Origin of the sequence: Streptomyces sp. NPDC088817 (assembly GCF_044750345.1) — a bacterium.
Taxonomy (GTDB): domain Bacteria; phylum Actinomycetota; class Actinomycetes; order Streptomycetales; family Streptomycetaceae; genus Streptomyces.
In genome coordinates this window covers 68,362-91,811 of record NZ_JBIVJN010000004.1, presented here as the reverse complement: position 1 = coordinate 91,811, position 23,450 = coordinate 68,362, and the positions used below count along the sequence as shown (strand labels likewise).

19 protein-coding genes and 1 pseudogene are annotated in these 23,450 nt (G+C 72.8%); 13 read left to right on the top strand and 7 right to left on the bottom strand.

Annotation, left to right across the window (positions count from 1 at the left end; genetic code table 11):
• Nucleotides 1-111: 111 nt before the first annotated feature.
• The 4 genes from ACIP4X_RS08905 to ACIP4X_RS08890 all read left to right on the top strand — a co-directional run bounded on the left by ACIP4X_RS08905 (nucleotide 112) and on the right by ACIP4X_RS08890 (nucleotide 3,502).
• A complete protein-coding gene (locus ACIP4X_RS08905) occupies nucleotides 112-507 on the top strand; it encodes a hypothetical protein (RefSeq protein WP_358734092.1) in 396 nt (131 codons plus the stop codon).
• Nucleotides 508-637: 130 nt separating this feature from the next.
• Nucleotides 638-1,234: an RNA polymerase sigma factor gene (locus ACIP4X_RS08900; RefSeq protein ID WP_358734094.1), complete on the top strand. Its 597-nt coding sequence runs from the start codon at nucleotides 638-640 to the stop codon at nucleotides 1,232-1,234.
• A gap of 331 nt (nucleotides 1,235-1,565) precedes the next feature.
• Nucleotides 1,566-2,228, top strand: coding sequence for an RNA polymerase sigma factor (locus tag ACIP4X_RS08895; RefSeq protein WP_401347475.1), 663 nt, complete (start codon nucleotides 1,566-1,568; stop codon nucleotides 2,226-2,228).
• Nucleotides 2,228-3,502: an extensin gene (locus tag ACIP4X_RS08890; RefSeq protein WP_401347472.1), complete on the top strand. Its 1,275-nt coding sequence runs from the start codon at nucleotides 2,228-2,230 to the stop codon at nucleotides 3,500-3,502. The genes ACIP4X_RS08895 and ACIP4X_RS08890 overlap by 1 nt, the downstream gene beginning before the upstream one ends.
• A gap of 173 nt (nucleotides 3,503-3,675) precedes the next feature.
• Here ACIP4X_RS08890 and ACIP4X_RS08885 read toward each other — a convergent pair whose 3' ends face one another.
• On the bottom strand, nucleotides 3,676-4,527 hold the full coding sequence (locus ACIP4X_RS08885; RefSeq protein ID WP_401347469.1) for a L,D-transpeptidase family protein: 852 nt from the start codon (nucleotides 4,525-4,527) through the stop codon (nucleotides 3,676-3,678).
• A 158-nt stretch (nucleotides 4,528-4,685) separates the two neighbouring features.
• On the opposite strand from ACIP4X_RS08885, the gene ACIP4X_RS08880 reads away from it, so the two are divergent.
• Together ACIP4X_RS08880 and leuE are read left to right on the top strand one after the other, a co-directional pair.
• Nucleotides 4,686-6,266, top strand: coding sequence for a methylmalonyl-CoA mutase (locus tag ACIP4X_RS08880; protein WP_401347466.1), 1,581 nt, complete (start codon nucleotides 4,686-4,688; stop codon nucleotides 6,264-6,266).
• 99 nt (nucleotides 6,267-6,365) lie between these two features.
• Nucleotides 6,366-7,019 carry a leucine efflux protein LeuE gene (gene leuE / locus ACIP4X_RS08875; protein ID WP_358735909.1) on the top strand — a complete coding sequence of 218 codons (654 nt, stop codon included), beginning with the start codon at nucleotides 6,366-6,368 and terminating at the stop codon, nucleotides 7,017-7,019.
• 80 nt (nucleotides 7,020-7,099) lie between these two features.
• Here leuE and ACIP4X_RS08870 read toward each other — a convergent pair.
• Nucleotides 7,100-7,321 (bottom strand): annotated as a pseudogene (locus ACIP4X_RS08870) (hypothetical protein); the annotation flags it as partial.
• Between the two features lie 218 nt (nucleotides 7,322-7,539).
• Between ACIP4X_RS08870 and ACIP4X_RS08865 the strand changes: the two are divergent.
• From ACIP4X_RS08865 to ACIP4X_RS08855, 3 genes are read left to right on the top strand one after another with little or no spacing between them, the layout of a single operon-like run.
• Complete coding sequence (locus ACIP4X_RS08865; RefSeq protein ID WP_401347464.1) at nucleotides 7,540-9,036, top strand: glycosyltransferase family 29 protein; 1,497 nt, start codon at nucleotides 7,540-7,542, stop codon at nucleotides 9,034-9,036.
• Entirely contained in the window at nucleotides 9,033-11,396 is a 2,364-nt protein-coding gene (locus ACIP4X_RS08860) for a glycosyltransferase (RefSeq protein WP_401347461.1), read from the top strand. The genes ACIP4X_RS08865 and ACIP4X_RS08860 overlap by 4 nt, the downstream gene beginning before the upstream one ends.
• Nucleotides 11,397-11,399: 3 nt before the next feature.
• Nucleotides 11,400-13,169 carry a hypothetical protein gene (locus ACIP4X_RS08855; protein WP_401347459.1) on the top strand — a complete coding sequence of 590 codons (1,770 nt, stop codon included), beginning with the start codon at nucleotides 11,400-11,402 and terminating at the stop codon, nucleotides 13,167-13,169.
• Nucleotides 13,170-13,274: 105 nt separating this feature from the next.
• Here ACIP4X_RS08855 and ACIP4X_RS08850 read toward each other — a convergent pair whose 3' ends face one another.
• The 5 genes from ACIP4X_RS08850 to ACIP4X_RS08830 form a co-directional block, all read right to left on the bottom strand.
• Nucleotides 13,275-14,543, bottom strand: a complete 1,269-nt coding sequence (locus ACIP4X_RS08850; RefSeq protein WP_401347457.1) for an NAD(P)/FAD-dependent oxidoreductase — start codon at nucleotides 14,541-14,543, stop codon at nucleotides 13,275-13,277.
• Nucleotides 14,540-14,986 carry a GtrA family protein gene (locus ACIP4X_RS08845; RefSeq protein ID WP_358735916.1) on the bottom strand — a complete coding sequence of 149 codons (447 nt, stop codon included), beginning with the start codon at nucleotides 14,984-14,986 and terminating at the stop codon, nucleotides 14,540-14,542. The genes ACIP4X_RS08850 and ACIP4X_RS08845 overlap by 4 nt, the downstream gene beginning before the upstream one ends.
• Nucleotides 14,976-16,019: a glycosyltransferase family 2 protein gene (locus ACIP4X_RS08840; RefSeq protein ID WP_401347455.1), complete on the bottom strand. Its 1,044-nt coding sequence runs from the start codon at nucleotides 16,017-16,019 to the stop codon at nucleotides 14,976-14,978. The genes ACIP4X_RS08845 and ACIP4X_RS08840 overlap by 11 nt, the downstream gene beginning before the upstream one ends.
• Before the next feature lie 149 nt (nucleotides 16,020-16,168).
• Nucleotides 16,169-17,524: an alpha-2,8-polysialyltransferase family protein gene (locus ACIP4X_RS08835; RefSeq protein WP_401347454.1), complete on the bottom strand. Its 1,356-nt coding sequence runs from the start codon at nucleotides 17,522-17,524 to the stop codon at nucleotides 16,169-16,171.
• Complete coding sequence (locus tag ACIP4X_RS08830) at nucleotides 17,524-18,501, bottom strand: glycosyltransferase family 2 protein (protein ID WP_358735922.1); 978 nt, start codon at nucleotides 18,499-18,501, stop codon at nucleotides 17,524-17,526. Before ACIP4X_RS08830 ends, ACIP4X_RS08835 begins: the two co-directional genes overlap by 1 nt.
• 199 nt (nucleotides 18,502-18,700) lie before the next feature.
• On the opposite strand from ACIP4X_RS08830, the gene ACIP4X_RS08825 reads away from it, so the two are divergent.
• Genes ACIP4X_RS08825 through ACIP4X_RS08810 form a run of 4 tightly spaced genes read left to right on the top strand, consistent with a single transcriptional unit; the run spans nucleotide 18,701 to nucleotide 23,430 of the window.
• Nucleotides 18,701-20,041, top strand: a complete 1,341-nt coding sequence (locus ACIP4X_RS08825) for a DUF6716 putative glycosyltransferase (protein WP_358735924.1) — start codon at nucleotides 18,701-18,703, stop codon at nucleotides 20,039-20,041.
• Nucleotides 20,042-20,073: 32 nt separating this feature from the next.
• On the top strand, nucleotides 20,074-21,342 hold the full coding sequence (locus tag ACIP4X_RS08820; RefSeq protein WP_401347452.1) for a cytidylyltransferase domain-containing protein: 1,269 nt from the start codon (nucleotides 20,074-20,076) through the stop codon (nucleotides 21,340-21,342).
• A 14-nt stretch (nucleotides 21,343-21,356) separates the two neighbouring features.
• Nucleotides 21,357-22,295 carry an N-acetylneuraminate synthase family protein gene (locus tag ACIP4X_RS08815; RefSeq protein ID WP_358735927.1) on the top strand — a complete coding sequence of 313 codons (939 nt, stop codon included), beginning with the start codon at nucleotides 21,357-21,359 and terminating at the stop codon, nucleotides 22,293-22,295.
• Nucleotides 22,296-22,329: 34 nt separating this feature from the next.
• On the top strand, nucleotides 22,330-23,430 hold the full coding sequence (locus tag ACIP4X_RS08810) for a hypothetical protein (RefSeq protein ID WP_358735929.1): 1,101 nt from the start codon (nucleotides 22,330-22,332) through the stop codon (nucleotides 23,428-23,430).
• Nucleotides 23,431-23,450: the final 20 nt, after the last annotated feature.

Genomic DNA, 23,450 nt, shown 5'->3' with positions numbered 1-23,450 from the left:
GGCACGCTGCGGTGGTCCTGCGCCGGTCCTGCGCCGGTTGTGGGGAAGTCGGCGCCCGCGGGTGACGAACCGCGGGCGGAGCGCGCTCTTTCCTATGTGACAGTCCAGCATGTGACGACTCATCAGCAGAGCAGGCCGCAGGCCGCCACCAAACCGGTGCGGTGGGCGGCGGACACCGTGACGGCGATGCGCGAGGGCGCTCGGCTGCGCCTGGACTACTCGGCGCAGAGCCTGTGGCGCGTCGACCGGACCATCGAGGAGATACGGCGCGAGGGCACGCCGCACGCCGCCGTGCGGAGCGTGCTGCGCGGCTTCGGGGCTTACACGGGCGAGGTGATCGTCCGTCAGGGCGGCGGGGCCGAGTGGTGGTCGAGCGGCGGTGAGCACTGGGTGCGCACCGCGGACGGACGGCTGTGGGACCCCATCGAGGAGGCCGGCCGCTGTTTCACGGGGCAGGGCTCGCTGCGGCTGCTGTGCCGGGACGCGATGGGGGCCGAGCGGATCTGAGCCGCGGACCGGTGGGCCGCTGACGAGCTGTGACACTTCTGTGGGAGCCGACGCTGATGACCGTGGGGGCGTGGACACGGCCGGTCGGCGGTGCGCACGCCTGGGGACTCGCTACGGACGAGGACGGTTCTTGGGCCACGGAGGGGAACCCCGCCGCGCGCAGGCGTACGACGGGGAGTTGGGTGCGGCCGTCGCGCGGGCCCAGGAGGGCGACGAGGAGTCCTTCTCCGTCGCGTACCGGCTGGTGCAGCCCGGACTGCTCGGGTATCTGCGCGGCCTCGTCGGCGACGACGCCGAGGACGTGGCCTCCGAGGCCTGGCTGGAGATCGCGCGCGACCTCGGCCGGTTCCGGGGCGACGGGGCGGGCTTCCGCGGCTGGACGGCGACCATCGCCCGGCACCGGGCGCTCGACCATCTGCGCCGGAAACGGGTGCGGCCCCGGGGCACCACGCTGGAGCAGGACGTCCTGGAGCTGCCCGGTCCGCACAGCACCCATGACCAGGCCCTGGAGGCCATGACCACCGAGCGCGCTCTCGACCTCGTCCGCCGGCTGCCCCGCGACCAGGCCGAGGCCGTACTGCTGCGGGTCGTGGTCGGTCTCGACGGCCCCGCCGCCGCGCGCGTCCTCGGCAAACGGCCGGGGGCGGTGCGCACCGCGGCCTACCGGGGGCTGAAACGACTGGCCCGGCAACTCGAGGAGGAGGCCCGGGGCCGGACGGGGGAGTGAGGGGCACCGAGGCAACGGCCGGGGCCGCCACCCCCCACAGGAGAGGCCCCGGCCGTCGCGCGGCACGGGCCGCGCGGCCCGTACTCCTTACAGCGCCGAGGGTGCGGTTTCTGTCACACCTCGCCCCGGCTCCGGTTGGTTGCACGTTGTACGGTCATGGACGGAAGGCGGTTTCAGGCCGTAACGTGCCTTTCGCGCCGAGGCGCGGCGGGCATGGACACCGCAACGATCTGCCGCCTCGAACACCGCAACCATCAACTGAGGAACCACGACGGCGAGAGCCCGGTCCGCGCCAGCGGGGCCGGTTCAGTCGCAAGGAAGGGCACCACGGGTGCTGGGGGACGAGGCGGAGCTGACCGCCGCGGTGCTTGCGGCGCAGGACGGGGACGAGACCGCGTTCCGGACTGTGTACCGTGCCGTGCACCCGCGGCTGCTCGGATACATACGCACGCTGGTCGGCGAACCGGACGCCGAGGACGTGGCGTCCGAGGCATGGCTCCAGATCGCCCGCGACCTGGAGCGGTTCAGCGGGGACGCCGACCGGTTCCGCGGCTGGGCCGCCCGGATAGCCCGCAACCGCGCCCTGGACCACATACGCATGCGCGGCCGCCGCCCCGCGATCGGCGGCGACGAGACGGAGCTGGCCGCCCGGGCGGCGGAGTCCGACACCGCGGGCGAGGCCATGGAGGCCCTGGCCACCGGCACCACCCTCTCCCTCATCGCCCGGCTGCCGCAGGACCAGGCCGAGGCCGTGGTGCTCCGGGTGGTCGTGGGTCTCGACGCGAAGACGGCTGCCGAGACGCTCGGCAAGCGCCCCGGCGCCGTGCGCACCGCCGCGCACCGCGGTCTGAAGCGGCTCGCGGAACTCCTCGGTGACGATCCGCAGTCCGCCCACGCGCTCGACGCGCTGCCGCCTCCGCGAGAACCGCGGGGACGCGCGGTGACGTCCGCCGGTGTGACGCATATGCGTGCCCGGACGCAGAAGGACATGTGATGGCCGAGGAGCAGCACAGGTGGCTGGACCGCGACACCGCGGAGCGTTTGCTGCGCGGGGAGCCACTGGACACCGTCGACATCACCTTCCGTGATCAGGCCGAACGGCTCGCCAAGGCGCTGGGCGCCCTGTCCGCCGAGCCGTCCCCGCTTCCTCCGGCCGTCCGCGCCTTCCAGGACCCGGCCGCCTTCTCCACCGCCTCCTCCTCGTCGGCCTCGGCGTGTCCCGCCGAGGCCGACGAGGCACTGCCCGGTGAGGCAGCCGCGCTGGCCGCCTTCCGCAAGGCGCGCGCCGAACGGCCCGACGAGCGGGCCGCGGAGGGCACCGACGCCTTCGGCGCGGCCCTCGCGGCGCACTCCCGTCCGCGTTCCGCGGTCTCCGACGACGTCGGGCTCGTCCGGATCGGCACGCACGCGCGTGGCGGTGCGGGAGGGCGTTCCCGGCGTGCCGGGCCGGGGCGCCGGCGCCGGCCGGTACGCCTCGCGCTGTCGGCCGCGCTGGCCGCGGGCGCGGTCGGCGGGGTCGCGGCGGCGGCCACCACCGGCGTGCTGCCGACGCCGTTCGGCGGCGACGAGCCCGCCCCCGGCACCTCCGTCTCCGTCCCGGCGACCCCGGACCACCCGCTGGTGTCGCCCTCGCCCGGCCGCACCACGGGCGGCGGTCCGGGCACGCCGACGCCCGGCGGCACCGCGACCGGCGCCGCCGGTCGCGACGCCGGGAGCACCGCCCGCGAGAGCGACGCCGTCCCCGGGCACGACGCCACCGCCACCGCAGGTTCCGGCGACGACCAGGGCGCCCCCGACCACTGGAACCTGCTGGTGTCGTCCTGCCGCGACCTGCGCGACGGCAAGAACCTGGACTCCGACCGCCGGCGCGACCTGGAGACGGCGGCCGGCGGCTCCGCGCGCGTGTGGTCGTACTGCCGGGGTGTCCTGAAGACGGTCGACGGCCGCTCCGGCGACACGGGCCGCGACGACCAGGGCGGGAACGAGGGCGGAGGCCGGAACGGCAGGAGCGGCGGGAAGAACCGGAGCGGCCAGGGCGACCAGGGTTCCCAGGACGACCAGGGCGACGACCAGGGCGGCGACAGAGCCGGGGACAGAGCCGGCCTCGGCGGCAACGGCCGCGGCCTCCGCAAGAACCTCACCCCGACGGCGTTCGCCCCGCCGCTCCCGGACGTCACCCGGTCGGACCCGGAACGGCACTCCCGCGACCGCCACCACTCTGACCTGCGGGTTCGTAGCGCAGAGGAAACTCTCGCCCCGAGGGTGTGACGTTTTCCGCGGCCGTGGCGCAGTAGTGAGTGAGCCGACTGGTCATCGGCCGCCGCACAGAGCCGGGGTTCCCCCCGTACCCACGGCTCGTGCATTTCGGCGCGGGCGGGACACGTTCCCCCGGTCCCGCCCGCGCCCCCGTCCTCTCCCTTGCTCGCCCCGCTCCTCGCGCGTCACCAGTGCACGACGACCCGGTCGCCGACCCGCACCTGCGCGAACAGCCGCGAGATCGCCGCCTCGTCACGTACGTTGACGCACCCGTGCGAGCCGCCCGCGTAGCCGCGCGCCGCGAAGTCGTAGGAGAAGTGCACGGCCTGGCCGCCGCTGAAGAACAGCGCGTAGGGCATGGGGGAGTCGTAGAGCGTCGAGACATGGTGCCGGGACTTCCAGTAGACCTGGAACACACCCTCGCGGGTGGGTGTGTACTCGCTTCCGAACCGCACCGCCATCGTCGAGAGCGTTCGACCGTCCACCATCCAGCGCAGCGTCCGGCTGGTCTTGTCGATGCACAGCACCCGGCCGGTCAGACAGCGCCCGTCCGGCGGTCCGGCCGGCTGCCCGCCCATCAGGTACAGCTCCCACCGGCCCGGCTCGTGCGTCATCGCCAGCAGGCGCTGCCAGGTGAGCGTGTCGGTCCGTCCCGTCCGCGGCAGCCCGCGCTTCCCCTGGAAACCCTGGACGGCCTGCTCGGTCAGGTCGTCGTAGGAGCCGGTGGGCCCGTCGAACAGCCAGCCGATCTGGCGCAGCCGGGCCTGGAGTTCCCGTACGTCACGGCCGCTGTCGCCGCGGGACCACAGGACCTGGGCGGTGGTGCGGACCGGGCGCGGGGTCCCGCCCGGTCTCGCGTCGCCGGGGTCGCCGGTGCGGGCACCGGGCTGCCGGGTGCCGTCCGGGACCTCGATGTGCACCGGCGTGCGCGGCCGGCCGTCCGGGCCCGTGGGCTGCACCGTGCAGCCGCTCAGGGCGGCCAGTGCCCCGGCCGCGGCGAGGGCGGCGCCCGCTCTCCTCATGCCTCCGGTACGCATGGCGCCCCCCCCCCGCTCTCCCGCCGGCGTCCGTCGCCGGTACACCGGAATGTCTCCCCGCGAGTGACGGACGGCGAACCACGGGGCAAGGTGGGGAGATGAACGAGCGGTCCGGCCCGTGGGACGGCTCCCCGGCAGGGAACGCGGAGGTACACACCATGACGCGCGAGTCGGAGTCGGGACTGCCCATCGAGCCGGTCTACGGACCGGACGCCCTGAAGGACTGGGACCCGGCCGAGAAGCTGGGCGAGCCGGGGGCCTACCCGTTCACCCGCGGTGTGTACCCCACCATGTACACGGGCCGCCCCTGGACCATGCGCCAGTACGCCGGCTTCGGCACGGCGGTGGAGTCCAACGCCCGCTACAGGCAGTTGATCGCCCACGGCACGACGGGCCTGTCCGTCGCCTTCGACCTGCCCACCCAGATGGGCCACGACTCCGACGCGCCGATCGCGCACGGCGAGGTCGGCAAGGTGGGCGTGGCCATCGACTCGATCGACGACATGCGGGTGCTGTTCGACGGGATCCCGCTGGACCGGGTGTCGACGTCGATGACGATCAACGCCCCCGCGGCGCTCCTGCTCCTGCTGTACCAGCTGGTGGCGGAGGAGCAGGGGGCGCGCGCCGACACGCTGACGGGCACGATCCAGAACGACGTGCTGAAGGAGTACATCGCGCGCGGGACGTACATCTTCCCGCCCAAGCCGTCCCTGCGGCTGACCGCGGACATCTTCAAGTACTGCAGGGCCGAGATCCCCAGGTGGAACACCATCTCGATCTCGGGCTACCACATGGCCGAGGCGGGTGCGTCCCCCGCGCAGGAGATCGCGTTCACCCTCGCCGACGGCATCGAGTACGTCCGCACGGCGGTCGCGGCCGGCATGGACGTCGACGACTTCGCCCCGCGCCTGTCGTTCTTCTTCGTCGCCCGGACGACGATCCTGGAGGAGGTCGCCAAGTTCCGCGCGGCCCGCCGGATCTGGGCACGCGTGATGAGGGAGGAGTTCGGCGCGAGGAACCCCAAGTCGCTGATGCTGCGCTTCCACACGCAGACGGCGGGGGTCCAGCTCACGGCGCAGCAGCCCGAGGTGAACCTGGTCCGGGTCGCCGTGCAGGGCCTGGCGGCGGTCCTCGGCGGCACCCAGTCGCTGCACACCAACTCCTTCGACGAGGCGATCGCGCTGCCCACCGACAAGAGCGCGCGCCTGGCCCTGCGCACCCAGCAGGTCCTGGCGTACGAGACGGACGTGACCGCGACGGTGGACCCCTTCGCCGGCTCCTACGTCATCGAGCGGATGACGGACGACGTGGAGGCGGCCGCCGTCGCGCTGATGCGGAGGGTCGAGGACCTCGGGGGCGCGGTCTCGGCGATCGAACACGGCTTCCAGAAGCAGGAGATCGAGCGCAGCGCCTACCGCATCGCCCAGGAGACCGACTCCGGCGAGCGGGTCGTCGTCGGCGTCAACCGCTTCGCACTCGACGAGGAGGAGCCCTACGAGCCGCTCCGCGTCGACCCGGCCATCGAGGCTCAGCAGGCCGAACGTCTGGCCGAGCTGCGCGCCGGGCGCGACCGGACGGCGGTGGACACGGCCCTGTCCGCCCTGAAGAAGGCCGCCGAGGGCGAGGACAACGTCCTCCACCCGATGAAGGAGGCCCTGAGGGCGCGGGCGACGGTGGGCGAGGTGTGCAACGCGCTGCGCGAGGTGTGGGGCAACTACGAGCCCAGCGAGGCCTTCTGAGCGACGGCGGCCCCCGCGGGGAGGGGGCCGCCGGGCCGCCCGTCTCGCCCGCCGGAACCCGGAGACGGAGTGCCGTACCCCCGTGCGACACTCCTTGCCATGTTCGGAGTCATCCACCTCCCGACCTACCTGGCCGGACTCGTCCTCATCGTCCTGCTCCCCGGGCCCAACTCGCTGTACGTGCTCTCCGTCGCCGCCCGGCGCGGCGTACGCGCCGGGTACACCGCCGCCGCGGGTGTCTGGTGCGGGGACACCGTGCTCATGACGCTGGGAGCGGCCGGGGCGGCCTCCCTGCTGAAGGCGAACCCCGTGCTGTTCGGGATCGTGAAGTACGCCGGCGCCGGATATCTGACCTGGATCGCGATCGGCATGCTGCGGACCGGCTGGGGGATGTGGCGGACCCGTCGGGAGAAGGCCGCGCTGGAGGAGGACTCCGCGCCCGCGGCCGCCGGCGAGCGGCCGTTCCGCCGCGCCCTCGTCGTCAGCCTCGTCAATCCCAAGGCGATCCTGTTCGTCATCGCCTTCTTCGTGCAGTTCGTCGACCCGGCCTACGCCTATCCGGCGCTGTCCTTCGTCATCCTCGGCGCCTTCCTCCAGTTCGCCAGCGTCCTCTACCTCAGCGCGCTGATATTCGGCGGCATGAAGCTTGCCGCGGCCTTCCGCCGCCGCAAGCGCCTGTCGGCGTCGGCGACCTCCGCGGCCGGCGTGCTGTTCCTCGGCTTCGCGGTGAAGCTGACGCTGGCGAGCGCGTAGCCACCGGTCCGGCCCGCCCGGCCCTGGGCAGGGCCGGGACAGCGCCGCGCGCAGCCGCGGCGTCAGCCACCGCTCCCCCCTGGTGACGTCCCCCAGGTCCGGGTGACCTCGCCGTCCCGGCCGCCGTAGTGGTGGGCCGCCACCATCAGCGCGGCCACCAGCCGCAGCCCGTCCAGGGCGCGCAGCCGGGCCCCCGGAGCCTCGTCCCGCGGCCCGTCGTCCACAGTGCCCCGGTCGGGGCGGCGGCGGGCCGCGGACGTGTGGTGCCCACGGTTGATCCGGGCATGCCCCTCACCTCTCATGCCGCGCCGCGGGCCCGCGTGCGCCGAGGCCGGAGAAGAGCCGTCCGCCGGGACCCCGGGAGGCCTCCGCGAACGCTTCCGTGCGGCGCGTCGGTGTTTGTCTTCTGGTCCCGCCCGGTTCACCGACAGGTCGTATTGCTTTCTTAACGTTTTTGAACCTTGCCCCCAGGCCCTTGGCAATTCCATGCCGTTTTCCCACCGTTCAGAGCAGGAGCACCATGACGAGGGTTCGCAGCAGATGGTCACGTTCCCGGCCCGGGGGACCGGCGTCGGCGGAACCCGGTCTGCCCGGCGCCGAGGTCACCCCGACCGAGCTGGAGGACTGCCTGCGCGCATGTGCCGTCCACAGCGGCAAGGTCGTCGGCAGCCTTGACGGCCGCCGCGCGGCGCTGGCCGAACAACTCCGTCAGCTCCTCGCCCTGTGGGCCGGACAGCAGTCCGCACCGGCGGCGTCCACGGCGGGCAGCCTGCTGCGGCGCGGCACCAAGGCGTCCGGCGGCGCCATCGGCAACGACCTGCTCGACGCCCTCCTCGCCGTCGCCAACAAGGCACTGGACTGCGGCTACGACGACGAGCTGAACCTCGCGCTGCTCGTCAGCGACACCGTCCTGACCCAGCGCAAGAACTCCCGCGCCGGCTGGCGGCTGCGCGGCCGGCTGCTGGAGGCCATGGGGCTGCCGGTCGCCGCGGTCGAGGCCTACGAGCGCTACCTGGCCCTCACGAAGGACGACGGGTTCGGCACCTCGGCGCGGATCGCGGGCATCCGCACCTCCCAGGACCGGCGCGCGGAACTGCTCGCGCTGCTGGAGCGCGACGTCCCGGCCGCCGCCGCCTTCACCGAGCGGCCCGCGACCGACGTGTGGGCCGAGGGACTCCAGGCGCACGCCGACGGCGACTGGGACGGCGCGCAGGCCCGCCTGGTGGGCGCCCTGCTCGCCATGGACCGCACCGGCACCCCGGAGCAGGACTTCCTGGAAGCGCTCAGCCAGTACCTCGACCTGGTCACCCGCATCCACGTCCGGCCCACGGTCGAACTCACCGAGGTCATCGGCCTCTTCGCCGAGCAGCGCCGCAACCGCCTGCGCGGACCGGTGGCGGACCCGCTCTTCGGCGGGGTGGAGTGGATCACCCTCGGCGAGTTCCGCAACCAGATCGCCGGGAAGTCCATCTGCCTGATCGCCAACTCCGGATCGGTCGGCGAGAGTTCCCTGGGCTCCGAGATCGACGACTTCGACCTCGTCGTGCGCTTCAACTCGTACCGGATCGACCCCGCCCACACCGGCCGGCGCACGGACATCCACGTCACCATCCACAAGCACGGCTTCAACTGGGACCAGTCCGTGACCACCCGGCTGGTCTTCGGCGGGAACTCCAGCGACTGGAAGTACTCCCTGCGCCACCGGCTGGTGCCCGGCGCCCAGCGGTTCCTCGGGGACGAGTCGCTGCGCTGGCCCGCGCGCAACATCGGCGAACTCGGCACCGACGCCTTCCCCGGGATCCCCACCAGCGGCTTCAACATGCTCTGGCTGCTCGACTTCCTCGACGTCAGCCCCACCCTGGACCTGATCGGCTTCGACTTCTACGAGAGCGGCGCGTACCGCGTCGACGCCGCGATGAAGCTGCCCATCACGTCCGTCCACGAATACACCACTGAGAAGGCGTGGGTCATGGAACGGGCCCAGAGCGTCTCCGGCATGAGGATCTCCCTGCGATGACCGCGACCCCCATCTCCGCCCCCGGCCCCGTCGTCACCGCGGCCGGGGCCCCGGCACCGGCCGCCGACGCGGGCTCCGCCCGCACGCTGACCGGCAAGCGCCGCATCGCCTTCGCCAGCTTCGTGGACGAGAACTACCTGCCCGGGTTCCTCGCCCTGCTGCGCTCGCTCGCGCTGTCCAACCCGGACGTGTGCGAGGACTTCATCGTCCTCCACGACGACCTGCGCCCCTCCTCCATAGCCCGGATACGCGCCCTGCACCCGCGGATCGTGCTGCGCCGCGTCGACGCCGACCACTACGACAGCTACGTCAAGGGCGACCAGGACAACTACCTGGTGCGCAAGGCGTACTTCATCCTCGACGTCTTCCGCATCCGCGACTACGACACCGTCATCACCCTCGACACGGACATGGTGGTCCTCGGCTCGCTGGCCGAACTGCTCACGCTGCGCGAGGGGTTCGCGGCTGTCCCGCAGTTCTTCTACGGCGAGTCCAAGCTCAACAGCGGCCTGCTGGTGATCCAGAAGGAGCAGCTGAGCGACGAGTTCTGCGCGAGGATCGACGAGATCGGCCGCGCCGGCACCTACGAGCTCGACAAGCACGACCAGGGCATCCTCAACGCCCTGCTCGACGGCGACTTCGTCCGCCTCGACCCGAAGTACAACTTCGTCAAGCGGCGTCTGTCCGGCGACCTCCCGGTGCCCGAGGACACGGCCGTCCTGCACTTCACCGGCCGGCACAAGCCGTGGCAGGGCGGCGAGTCGGGCTACGAGCTGGCGCAGGAGCGCTGGCGCGAGTTCGACATCGACGACGCCGAACTGCACGCCGCCTACCTCGGCCTGCCCGAGCCCCTGCACCGCGACCTGGTCGTGCACTACGGCACCCCGCACGTGGAGCGCACCGGCGACGTCGACACCGCCCGCCGGGTCGCCCTCGCGCACATCGGCGCCGGCGACTACCAGGCCGCCGTCGACATCATGGAGCGGGTGCACATCCCGGTCGACGAGGCCTGGCCGCACGAGGTCTACGGGCACGCCCTGATGAGCGTCTCCCGGTACGACGAGGCCAGGGCGCAGCTGCTGCTCGCCACCGCCGCCCCCAACCGCGCCGCCACCGCCTTCGCCCGGCTCGCCCAGATCGCCTGGGTCCACGGCGACGACGCCACCGCGCAGCGGTACGCCATGGCCGGCGTCGGCGTAGACCCCACCCACCGGGCCGCCCGGCTCTGGCAGAGCCGCACCCTCGGCGCCGTGCCCGCCCAGCAGCAGGGCAGCCCCGAGGACCAGCTCGCGCACGTCGCCTTCTACATGGACCGCCAGGGCAACGCGGGCGACAAGCTCCTCCCGGAGAGCGTCCGCCTCGCCTTCGGACCCGACACCACCTCCCGCCGCTGGCACTCGGTGCACGCCCACCGGCTGTTCGACGAGGCCGCCCTCGAGCGGGTCAACGCCCGCCGCGGCCTGGTCATCGGCGGCGGCGGACTGTTCATCCCGGACACCATGCCCAACGGCAACAGCGCCTGGCAGTGGAACGTCCCGGACGCGTTGCTCAGCCGCATCGACGTGCCCATCGCGGTCTTCGCCGTCGGCTTCAACGCCTTCGACGGCCAGTCCTACCGGGCCGAGCGGTTCCGCACCTCGCTGCGGCTCCTCGTGGAGCGGTCGGCCTTCTTCGGGCTGCGCAACCACGGCTCGATCGAGAAGGTGCGCGCCATGCTCCCGTCGCACCTGCACGACAAGGTGCGCTTCCAGCCCTGCCCCACCACGGTCACCCGCCGGCTCGTCGCCGACTGGCAGGACCCGGCCGGACGGGACGACACCATCCTGATCAACGCCGCCTACGACCGCGCCGGGCTGCGCTTCGGCCACGACTACGCCTACTTCCTGCGGCAGATGGCCGAGGCGGTCGAGGGCCTGCGCGAGCTGGCCGAGGTGAAGTGCGTGGCGCACTCGCTGGACGACGAGAAGATCGCCTTCGACCTGCGCCGCGAGTACGGCATCTCGATGCCCGTCATCCCGATGTACGACTTCGAGAACGACGCGATCCGCGACCTGTACGCCCGCACCAAGCTGGTGATCGGCATGCGCGGGCACGCCGGCATGATCCCGTTCGGCTGCGGCACGCCCGTGATCAGCCTGATCTCGCACCCGAAGATGGCGTACTTCCTGAACGACATCGAACGGCCCGAGTGGGGCGTGTCCGTGCACGACCGCCACCTCGGCGCACGGCTCGTGGAACGCGCCCGGGACCTGCTCGCCGACCACGACGCGACCGTCGCCGACGTGCACGGCCGGCAGCAGGAGCTGTGGAAGGTCACCGAGGCCAACGCCGCCGATCTGCGCGCCATCCTGGGCGGCTGATCCGTGGCGACCGCACCGGCCGAGGGGGACGGCGGTACGGACGCCGCCCCCTGGCCCTCGAAGGGCGTTCGCCGGTCACCCCTGTGGTGGCCGGCGTTCGCCGTGCCCGCTCTGGCGGCCGTGGTGTACACCGTGGCCACCCGGCGGCTGACCGGCGACATCCACTACGTCCTCGGGGCGCTGCGGACCGGCGGGGACGCCGGCTACTCGCCGTCCGAGGTGTTCACGCACCGGCCGTTCTTCTACCGGTGGTTCATCGCCGGCCTCGACCGGATCGCCTTCGGCGGCACGGGCCTGCGCGAAACGCTGCTGGAGGCGGCCGGAGCGCTGCTCGCGGCCGCGGCCGCCGCCGCCCTGTACACGGCGCTGCTGCGCCGGGTCACCGCGCGGGAGGCGGCGCTCACGGCGGGGGCCACGGGACTGGCCCTGGCACTGGCCCCCCGCACCGACTTCCTCCAGCCGGAGTGGGCGGCGGTGGTGCTGACCGTGTTCGGCGTCGCCGCGGCGCTCGGCCCGGCCCGGCCGTGGCCCGCGGCCCTGCTCGCGGGACTGCCGCTGGGGCTCGCGGTGATGATGAAGTACTCCACCGCCGCCACGGCCGCCATCGGGGTGCTCCTCGTGTACGCCGCCGACCGGGGGCGGGCCGTGCGGATCGCCCTGGTCGCCGTGCCCACCGCGGTGGCCCTGTTCGGCCTGAGCGTGATTGCCGGGTCCCACGAGTGGCAGTGGACGCGGGACATGCCGCAGATCAACCAGTCGGCCCTGAGCCGCACCGGGATCCACCCGTCGTTCGTCCTCACCCGCTCCGTGGAGTACCTGGCCGACCGGGCCGTGCTCAGTCCCGTACTGCTGCTCCTGCCCGGAGCGCTGCTGCTGATCCTGGGCCGGATGCGCGGGCGGGCGCGGCGTGCCGAACTGCTCGCGGTCGCCGCCTCCGTGGGCCTCGGCGCCCTGGCCGTCGTGGTCGTGCAGGGCAACTGGTTCCTGTACCACGCGGCGCAGCTGCCCGTGCTCGCCGCCGCCCTGTGGGGCCTGGCGGTGGGCGGCGCGCGCCGCCCGCCGCCCCGGTTGTTCTGCGCCGTGTCACTGGTCTGCGGGGCGCTGCCCGTGCTGTACGCCCGGGCCCCGGAGGGGGTGCAGCGGCCCGGGGTCGTCTGGGCGGCCGGTGCCCTCGCCCTGCTCGCGGCCCTCGTGGACGCGCTGCTGGAGGCGCGGGGCTCCCGAAGCCGAAGCGCACAAGGAACCCGTCCGGCGCCGGCAGAGCGGCGGTACGGGGTGTGGCACGTCTCGGCGGCCCTGGCCGCGGTGGTGTGCCTGGCCGCGAGCATCTGGCCCGGCTCCCCGCACCTGGCGATGGACGGCCGGGTCACGATGACCAGCGCCTCCTATCTGCGCGGGATGCGGCACATCGAGGACGAGGCCGACCGGGTGCGGGCCGGGATGCCGGCCGGTGCCCCGGTGCTCTACCTCGCCTTCGGCGACACCACGTACTACGTCGGCCACCCGGCCCGGTGCCGCTACCCGATCGCCACGTTCCTCCAGCGCAGCCGCTTCCTGCCGGACGTCGCCGGGCTGCCGTCGTTCCGGGAGAACGCCGACTGCGTCGACCACGACCCGGCCCCTTACGCGGTGCTGGAGCGGGGCTGGTTCCGGCCCGGCAAGGTCGACGCGGACCTCGCGCGGCGCATCGCCGCCGTGTACGACTGCCCGCCCGCGAGCGCCGGGGGCAGCCTGGTCCTGTGCGTCCGCAGGAGTGGCGGCGGCACCCGGTAGGGCCCGCCTGCGGCCTGAGGAGCGGGGCCGCCCGGCAGGGCCTCCGGGCGGCCACGGCACACGACCGGCGCGCCGCCCGGGGCCCGGGCGGCGCTCGGCCTCCGCTCAGCGCAGCCCGAGGGAGGCGGTGACCTCGCGGGCCAGGGCCACGGAGTAGCTCTGGCCCCGGTCCTGCGGGTAGATCTGCGCCATCGTCACCAGCTTGACCCGGCTCATCGGCGTGTCGTGGCCGGGGATCAGCGCGCGGTACTCCGGGGTCACCACCGGCTGGGCGAAACCGGCCTTCGAGAAGTGCCAGTCCTTGATCCAGGACTCGTCGAACTCCGGGTTGATCCGCCGCAGATACGGCAGGAAGGAGGCCAGCAGCTCCTTGGGCTCCGTGGTGAACCGCCGGTCGTCGCGCTCCACGTAGTTGCCCACGTAGAGGATGTGCCGGCCGCCGTACACCGACGGGTCGATCATGCGGGTGTGCTCGACCACCGCGAGGAACGGGAAGCCGGGCTCGTTGATGTTGAGCCAGTAGTACGGGATCGCGCTGCGGTCCAGCTCCAGTACGAAGCAGGTCGCGCCCAGGTACTGGTTCCTCCACACGGCGTCGTCGGCCGGCAGCCCGGCGGCCTTGGCGAAGGCGGGCTGCGGTGTCGTGACGATCAGCTGCTCGAACTCGTAGCGGGAGCCGTCCGCGCAGCGCACCACGGCGGGCGCGTCCGGGCCGTCCTGCCCGATGGACTCGACCGCCTTGCCGAACTCCACCTTGCCGCCGCGCTCCTCGACGCCGTCCCGCAGCGCCGCGTAGACCCGCTCGAACCCGCCGTCCACATAGCCGAGTTCGAAGGTGCGGCAGTGGATGCGGGCCCACAGCCAGGCCATCGACACCTGCTCGGCCCGGTCGCCGAACTTGCCCCGCAGCAGCGGCTCCCAGATCGCCTCGGTCGCCCGGCGCCCCGCCCAGCGGCGCAGCCAGGCCAGGGCGGTGCGGTCGTTGTACCGCTCACCGCGCCGGACGACCTTCAGCAGGGCGGAGGAGCCGGCGAAGCGCACGGCGTCCAGCGGGGAGAACTCCGGGAAGCGCAGCATGTCGAACGGGGTGGTGAAGTCGGTCAGCCGGCCCCCGCGGAAGATGCCCGTGGTGGGCTTGTGGAAGCGCAGCGCGTCGCCGAGCCCCAGCTCCTCGATCAGGGAGATCATGGCGCGGTCGCTGCGGAAGATGTGGTGGTAGTAGCGCTCCAGCGGAACGCCACCCACCTCCAACGACGCGGCCAGACCGCCCAGTTCGCCGGCCGCCTCCAGGACGGTGACCTGGTGGCCGGCGCGTACGGCGTCCCAGGCGGCGGTCAGGCCGGTGGCACCCGCGCCGATGATGCCGAGGTTCATGCGAAGCTCCACTTTCTGTTGAGCACGAACTGGAGCGCCAGGACCAGGGGCAGCGAGCCCGCCTTGACGATGTCGGCGTCGATCCCCAGCGCGTCGGTGAAGACGAGGAAGAGCAGGTTCGTCAGGACGATCCCGGCCAGCCCCACGACGTAGAAGCGCAGGAAGCGCACCACGATCCGGTCGCGCCGGTCGAAGGTGAACAGCGCGTTGAGGACGAAGTTGTTGGCGATGCCCAGGGTGGTGCTGAGCACGTTGGCGAACTGCTCGTCCATGCCCGCGGTGTTGTGCAGGAGCAGGAAGGCCACGAGGTCGAGTACGACGCCGCTGCCGCCGATCAGGGTGTAGCTCAGCAGCTGGCGCAGAGTGCGGGACCGGCCCTGGGCCGGTTCTGCGGGCGCCCGGCCGGAGGACGTGTCGGGCGCGGCCGAGGTCTCAGAGGCCACCGGTACCGTCCCGCTCGTCCTCGCGGGCGCCGATCACCTCGCGCACCAGGTACAGCGGGCGTGCCTGCACCTCGCCGTAGATGCGCCCTATGTAGCTGCCGAGCACTCCGAGGAACAGCATCTGGGTGCCGCCGAGGAAGAGCACCACCACCATCAGCATCGTCCAGCCGGAGACGGTGATGTCGGGCCGGAAGAACTTCATCGCCAGCGCGTAGACGATGCCGGCCAGCGACAGCAGCAGCACCAGGAAGCCCAGCCGGGTGATCATCCGCAGCGGCACCGTGGAGAAGCTGGTCACCCCGTCGATCGCCAGCCGGGCCATCTTGCGCAGCGGGTACTTGGTCTCGCCCGCGAAACGCTCGTCGCGGTCGAACGCCACCTCGGTCTGCCGGAAGCCCATCGAGGCCACGATGCCGCGCACGAAGCGGTTGCGCTCGCGGTACCGGCGCAGCTCGTCGGCGACCCGCCGGTCGAGGAGCCGGAAGTCCCCGGTGTCCAGGGGGATGTCCACCTCGGCGCAGGACCGCAGGACGCGGTAGTACAGGTGGGCCGTGGCCCGCTTGAACGCGGTGTCCTGGCGGCTGCGGCGGCGGGCGTGCACGATCTCGGCGCCCTCGCGCCAGGCGTCGACCAGTTCCAGGCTGACCCGCGGCGGGTCCTGGAGGTCGGTGTCCATCACGATCACCGCGTCGCCCGCGGCGAGGTCGAGGCCCGCGGTGATGGCGATCTGGTGCCCGAAGTTGCGGGCGAAGTCGACCACCCGGACGTGCCCGTCGCCGGCCGCCAGCTCCTGGAGGATGCCGAGCGAGGCGTCCGAGGAGCCGTCGTTGACGTAGACCAGCTCGTAGTCGAGGTCCGGGCGCTCGGCGAGGGCGGCGGTCAGCGCGGTGTGGAAGGCGGCGATGCCGTCCTGCTCGTTGTAGACCGGCAGGACGTACGAGATCAGCGGCCGTCGGCCCGGCAGCGGCTCGGGCCGGGCGGGCCGGACGGGAGCCGCGGCCCGCGCCCGCGGGCGGATGTCCTGTTGGGTCATCCTCCGCCCGCCAGGCCGAAGTCCGTTGAAAGCAAGCACGATTGACGCATTGGTGGAAACTAAGGAAGCCGCGTGAACCGCAGCCGAACGGTCCACGTCCAGCAGCCGTCGTCCCGTTTTCCCTTCGGAGACGCCGGAAGGCCGCCTCCTCAGAGCTTCTTCTTCAAGGCGCGCGCCCGCCGGACCACCCGGCGCGCCGTGGCGCTGCGGGGCAGGAACGCCAGCCGCTCCGGGATGCCGCCCGGCAGGCCCAGCGAGGTGAGGCGGCGGCGCTTGAAGTACCGCTGGATGCGCGGTCCGAAGTGCTGGGAGAGGAAGCGCTCGGCTGCCGGGCGCAGACCCGGGTGGATCTGCGGCTGCATGACGAAGCCGACGGTGGTGACAAGGCCGGTCAGCAGGTCGGCGGAGAGAGCGGCCTCCCCCTGGCCGTCCTCCTTCCCGTCCGCCAGGTCCGGCAGTTCCGCCAGGTCCGGCAGCAGCGCGTCGGCCAGCACGACGGGGACGCGGTTGCTGTTCTGGTACGGGGTCAGGCGGTCCAGGAGGAGACCCGTCCCCACCCGGGCGACCGGCAGGCCGTGGAACGCGGAGGCGGTGAACAGCGCGGTCGAGAAGCATCCGACCACCAGCGCGGGCCGGGCCTTCTCGAACAGCACCTCGGCGAGGACGGGCAGGTCGAGGACGGTGAGGTCCGCGCCGAGCCGTTCGGCCTCGGTCTCCAGCGCCCGGCTGTAGCGGGCCGGAGCGGTCGGGTGCGGCTTGAAGACGACCGAGCGGTGCCCGCGGGCCACCGCGCCCCGCAGCATCCGCACGTGCAGGTCCTCCTCCTCCTCGACGGAGAGGATGTCCAGCGCGGACAGGTACTGGCCGAGCAGGACGGCGGCGTGCTCGGGGAGCGGCGGAAGCCGCGGCACGGCGTCGCCGATCCGGCTCAGCACCTTCATGAACGCGTCGGTCGCCACGGCCTGCGCCGGCACGTCGAACTCGGTCAGCAGCAGCGGGGTCAGGCCGGGGACCAGGTCCAGGTGGAGCAGCCGCCGTACGCGCGTGCCGACCAGCGGGTCGATCTTGTTGCGCGTGGGGCCGTAGCTCATCAGCCCGTCGGCGTAGACGTCGATGGGCGCCTCGGCGAACGACTGGGCGATGGCCAGCGCCGGGTTGACCTGGAGGGACTCCATCACCAGGGCCACGCGGTCGTCGCCCAGGTCCCACAGCAGCCGCAGATGGCGCTCGAACAGCGGGAAGTCGTCGGGGCGCGGCGACCAGGCCCCCGGGTGGAAGGGGCTGATGGCCTCGTTCCAGGACAGCACGCCGTCGAAGTGCTCCCGCAGCGGTTCGAAGCCCGGCATCTCGTCGACGGCCGGGGTGATCTCCGGCGTCGCGGCGTTGTTGCACACCAGCAGCAGGCGCCGGTCCGCCTCAGGGAAGCAGTCGGACTCGATCGCGGCGGCCAGGGTGGCGGCGCCGTACAGCGTCGAGGCGCAGAAGATCTGCGTGGTGCGGGGCATCAGGAGGCCGCCTTCGCTGCGGAGACCCGGCGGCGCAGTCGGCGCAGCCTGGACGAACGGTTCAGGTCCATGGTGTCGAGGACGTCGGTGAGCAGCTCCTGCGGCAGCCGCTTGATCGCCGCGGCGCTCATGGTCCGCAGCTGCCTGGCCACCGACGGCTCGAACTTGTCGATCTCCGACAGATGGTGGGCGATGATCGCGCAGTAGGTGCGCACCGCCTTCGGCAGCAGCCGGTCGGCCTCGGGGTCGGCCGCGGTCTCCTCGATCACCTGGTCGAAGGCGCGGATGAAGTCGAGCTGGCGCACATCGCCGATCTGCGTGAGGGAACCGGCCACCCCGCGCCGGTAGAAGACGCCCAGCAGACCCACCACGGCGAAGGACTCCGCCTCCCGGTGCAGCCGCCAGATCCACGGCCGGTCCTCGGCGGTGCGCAGACCGTCGGTGAAGTGCAGCAGCCCCCGGTCGACCAGCCGGCGGTGGTAGACGCCCGCCCAGGCGTAGGGGTAGTCCACGGAGGTGGTGCGGTCGGCGGGCAGGATCGCCCGCCGCGGGTCCATCACCTCGCCCCGCCGGCCGTGCGGGACACGCTGGATCGTGCGGGCCCGCGCGGTGCACTGCACATGGTCGGTCCGGACGAAGTCGCAGCCCAGGTCCTCGATCGCGGCGACCAGCCGCGGGTAGTGGCCGGGGGCCAGCCAGTCGTCGCCGTCCAGGAAGGTCAGGTACTCGCCGCGCGCCCGGTCGATGCCGGTGTTGCGCGCGGTCGCGAGCCCGCCGTTCTTCTCGTGTCTGACGTACACCGCCCCCGGCAACTCGCGTTCCGCGCGGGCGAGAATGTCCGGCGTCTCGTCGCGCGAGCAGTCGTCCACGAGAATGAATTCGAAGTCCTCGCGGGCGTTCGCGCGCAGGCTCTTCAAAGTGTCGGACGCGTATTGCCGGACGTTGTAGAACGGCACGATGACGGAGAGCTTGACCACGCAGGTGACGTTAGGGCGCGGCCCCTCCCTCCGTCTTTACCACCACCTTGAGCTTGGGTGAACGACGTGTGGCGGCGCCGTGAACCAGCCGCTGTTTCGGGCCGCCGACGGCCTGGTTCGCCATTCGGCGATGTGCTGTTAACCCTTTGTTGCGTTCGGGTTGGGCGGTTCCTAGAAATGCCTTCCTACGGTCTTCGGCGTGCCAGCCAGTGCGAAGAAGACCCGGCGAGTAGCCGTTCTCGCGGATTCCGACACCCGGTGGAAATGGGGTGCGCTCACGGCGAACCGCTTGGTTTCCGCCGGTGTTTCCCCCGACTCGGGTGAACCGGACATCCGCCTCGACGGCTATCTGCTGCGGGGCCGTGCCACCCCCACCGCCCGCCAGCTCGAGGAGGTCGGCGTCCGCGCGGACCGTCTGAGCGAGGTCACCGCCGCCGAGTTCCTGCGCGAGATGGCGCGGGAGCCGTACGACGTCCTCGTGCTCGCCCTCGTCGGCGGCGGGGTCCAGGCCATGCTGCACGGACTGGCGCACGCCTGGCAGGGACGCACCGAGCGGCCCGTGGTCGTCACCGGCTACGTCGGCGTCGTCTACGAGAAGCTCACCGACGGTCTGCTGCTGCGGCACGGTGCCGACCTCGTCCTCGCCAACTCCCGTCAGGACGCGGAACGTTTCCGGGCCGTGTACGAGGGCGTGGGCGCCGACGCCTCGTCGGTGACCGAGGTGGCGCTGCCGTTCCTCGGCGGCGCCGCGCACTCCCCGGACCGGAAGGAGGGCGACCCCTACACGGTCGTCTTCGCCGCGCAGCCCTCCGTGCCGCAGAGCCGCCAGGACCGCGCCTACCTGCTGGACCGGCTGATCCGGCACGCCCGCCGGCACCCCGGGCGCGAGGTGCTGCTCAAGCTCCGCTCCAAGCCGGGCGAGCACACCACGCACATCGAGGAACTGCCGTACCAGAAGCTGGCCCAGCGCAAGGACCTGCCCGCCAACCTGCGGCTGGTGTACGGGAACATGGGCGAGGTCCTGGACCGCACCGACCTGCTGGTCACGGTGAGTTCGACGGCCGCCCTGGAATCCCTTCACCGGCGCATCCCCACCGTCGTCCTGACCGACCTCGGAGTGCGGGAGGCGTACGGCAACCACCACTTCGTTGGCTCCGGCTGCCTGGCCTCCTGGGACCAGCTCGACGACGGGTACGAGCCCGAACCGGACCCGTGGTGGGTGGCCCGCCAGGGCGTCGCCACCGGAGGCACGTACGAGGCGGCCTTCGACAGGGCCCGCCACCGCGTCGACGAACTGCTCGGCGCCGGTGAACTCCCCCCGCTGAAGCCCTACTACACGCCCGTCACCGCCCCCGGCTATCTGCCCGGCGTCCTCGCCCGCCACCATCTCGCCCCCGACGGCGGTCCGTTGCCGGGCGCGCCCACCGCCGACCGGGCGCCCGGCCCGGTGCGCCGGATCTTCCGCCACGCCGCCCGTGGCGCCTACCGCCACGGCGTGCAGCGCGTGGCGCCCGTGATCCGGCGGATGGGGGAGCTGTGAGCGACCGCATCCCACCCCAAGGAGTGCAGCCCATGACCGACGTCCACCCGGACGCGGGCCCCGGCGCCCCGGCGCGCCGCGTGCTCGCGGTGATACCCGCGCGCGGCGGCTCCAAGGGCGTACCCGCGAAGAACCTCGCCCCCGTCGGCGGAGTCCCGCTGGTCGCCCGTGCCGTGCGCGAGTGCCGGGCGGCCCGCCTGGTGACCGACGTGGTGGTCTCCACCGACGACCAGGCCATCGCGGCCGCCGCCCGCCAGGCCGGCGCCGAGGTGGTGCTGCGGCCCGCCGCCATCGCCGGTGACACCGCCACCTCCGAGGCCGCCGTGCTGCACGCCATGGACGCGCACGAGGCACTGCACGGCGCCCCGGTGGACGTGGTGCTGCTCGTGCAGTGCACCAGCCCGTTCCTGACGAGCGAGGACGTCGACGGGGTCGCGGGCGCGGTCGTCGAGGACGGCGCCGACACCGCGGTGACCGTGGCGCCCTTCCACGGCTTCGTCTGGCGCGACGCCGCCGACGACCCGGTCACCGACGGCACGCCGTCGGACGAGGCCACCGAGGGCGGTTACGGCGTCAACCACGACAAGTCCTTCCGCCCGCGCCGCCAGGACCGCCCCCAGGACCTGCTGGAGACCGGCGCCGCCTACGCCATGGCGGCGTCCGGGTTCCGCACGCACCGGCACCGCTTCTTCGGCCGTACCGAACTGGTCCGCACCGACCCGGCGCAGGTGCTGGAGATCGACGACCCGCACGACCTGGCGCGGGCGCGGGCGCTGGCCCCGCTGTTCGACGCCGGCCGGCCGGGCGCGCTGCCGACCGCCGCCGACGTGGACGCGGTCGTACTCGACTTCGACGGCACCCAGACCGACGACAGGGTGCTGATCGACTCCGACGGACGGGAGTTCGTCTCCGTGCACCGCGGGGACGGCCTCGGCATCGCGGCGCTGCGCGACAGCGGCCTGAGCATGCTGATCCTGTCCACGGAGCAGAACCCGGTCGTCGCCGCCCGCGCCCGCAAGCTCAGGCTTCCGGTGCTGCACGGCATCGATCGCAAGGACCTCGCACTGAAGCAGTGGTGCGAGGAGCAGGGCATCGCGCCCGAGCGCGTGCTCTACGTCGGCAACGACGTCAACGACCTCCCGTGCTTCTCCCTCGTGGGATGGCCCGTGGCGGTCGCGAGCGCCCACGACGTCGTACGCGGCGCCGCACGCGCGGTCACCACCGTCCCCGGTGGCGACGGCGCGATCCGAGAGATCGCCAGCTGGATCCTCGGCCCCTCTCTCGATTCCCTCACCAAGTAAGGACATCTCCTGCCATGAGCACCAACTCCCGCATCCGCACCCTCGGTTCGCGTGAGGCCGGCCCCGGCCGCCCGGTCTACGTCACCGGCGAGATCGGCATCAACCACAACGGCGACATCGAGAACGCCTTCAAGCTGATCGACGCCGCCGCCGAGGCCGGCTGCGACGCCGTCAAGTTCCAGAAGCGCACGCCCGAGATCTGCACCCCGCGCGACCAGTGGGACATCGAGCGCGACACCCCCTGGGGCCGGATGACCTACATCGACTACCGCCACCGCGTGGAGTTCGGTGAGGACGAGTACCGCCAGATCGACGAGTACTGCCGGGAGAAGGGCATCGCCTGGTTCGCCTCCCCGTGGGACACCGAGGCCGTCGCCTTCCTGGAGAAGTTCGACGTGCCCGCCCACAAGGTGGCCTCCGCGTCCCTGACCGACGACGAGCTGCTGCGCGCCCTGCGCGCCACCGGCCGCACGATCATCCTCTCCACCGGCATGTCCACGCCGAAGCAGATACGCCACGCGGTGGAGGTGCTGGGCTCGGACAACATCCTGCTGTGCCACGCCACGTCGACGTACCCGGCGAAGGCCGAGGAGCTGAACCTGCGCGTGATCAACACCCTGGAGAAGGAGTACCCGAACGTCCCGATCGGCTACTCCGGCCACGAGACGGGCCTGCAGACCACGCTGGCCGCGGTCGCCCTTGGCGCCGTCTTCGTCGAGCGCCACATCACCCTGGACCGCGCCATGTGGGGCTCCGACCAGGCCGCCTCCGTCGAGCCGCAGGGCCTGCAGCGCCTGGTCCGCGACATCCGCACCATCGAGGCCTCCCTCGGTGACGGCGTGAAGAAGGTCTACGACTCCGAGCGCGGCCCGATGAAGAAGCTGCGCCGCGTCAACGGCGTCGTCGCCGAGGCGGAGATCGCCGCCGCCGCGGGCGAGCCGGTCGCGGTGTGAGCCCCAGCCCCTTACCACGGACGGTCCCGCGCCGATGAGCCCCCACACCCTCGCCTTCGTCGAGAGCCCGGTACAACTGCTGAACGTGCTGGAGTGGGCTCACGCCCGCGGTCGCACGACCGACCGTGCCCCCGATCCGGGCGGGACCGCTTCCGGCGCCCGCCCGGAGTCGGGGCTCACCCTCGTCGTACTGTCGCCGACCGACCCGATGAGCCGCGGCCAGCTGCGGCGGATGGCCCAGCTCGCCCGGGACGAGGGCCACGAGGTGCGCTGGGAGGAGGCGCGCGGCGGAGCCGGGGCGCCGCTGCGGACCATCGGCGGCCTCGCCGGACCGCTCCGGCGCGCCGAGCGGGTCGTGATGGGGGACCCGTTCTCCCGGTATGTGCAGCTGCTGCTGACGATCACCCGGGCGCGGGAGCTCGTGGTCGTCGACGACGGCACGGCCACGATGGAGTTCGTCGGCCAGCTCGCCCGCGGCGAGCGGCTGGTGCGCTGGCACCGCAAGGGCGGCCGCCGCGGCCCGCGGGACCTCGTCCTCGGCCCGGTGTCGGCCGTCGCCCGGCGTCGGCTCACCCCTCGCGGGGAGCGCCGCAGGGTGGAGGTGTTCTCGTCCATGCCGATCGACGAGACCCCGCGGGGCGTGACCGTCACCGCGAACCGCTTCGCCTGGACCCGCGCCCGCTTCGGCCCGCCCACCGTCACCGCGGGCGCCGACCTGGTCGGCACGTCCCTGGTGGAGACGGGCGTCGTCGACGCCGACCGGTACGTGGACGCCGTACGGGTCCTGGCCAAGGCGCACGGGGCGGTCCGCTACTTCGCCCACCGGCGCGAGAGCACCGAGAAGCTGCACCGGCTGGCCGTGGAGACGGGTCTGCAGGTCGTCCGTCCCGAACTTCCGCTGGAGCTGATCGCCCGCCGGGGCCCGATCGGCCGTACGATCCTCAGCTTCCCCTCCACCGTCGTCCACACCCTGCCGCTCGCCCTGGCCGGCACGGAGGTGCGCGTCACGGTCTGCGACATCGACCCGAGCTGGCTGACGGCGCACGCCTCCCCGCGGGCCCAGGGCTTCCTCTCCGGTGTGACCGGCACCGCACGTGACGTGCATCGCCTCGCCCGTACGGCCCAGGCCGGCTGAAACGGCCCTCCGGGGCCTTC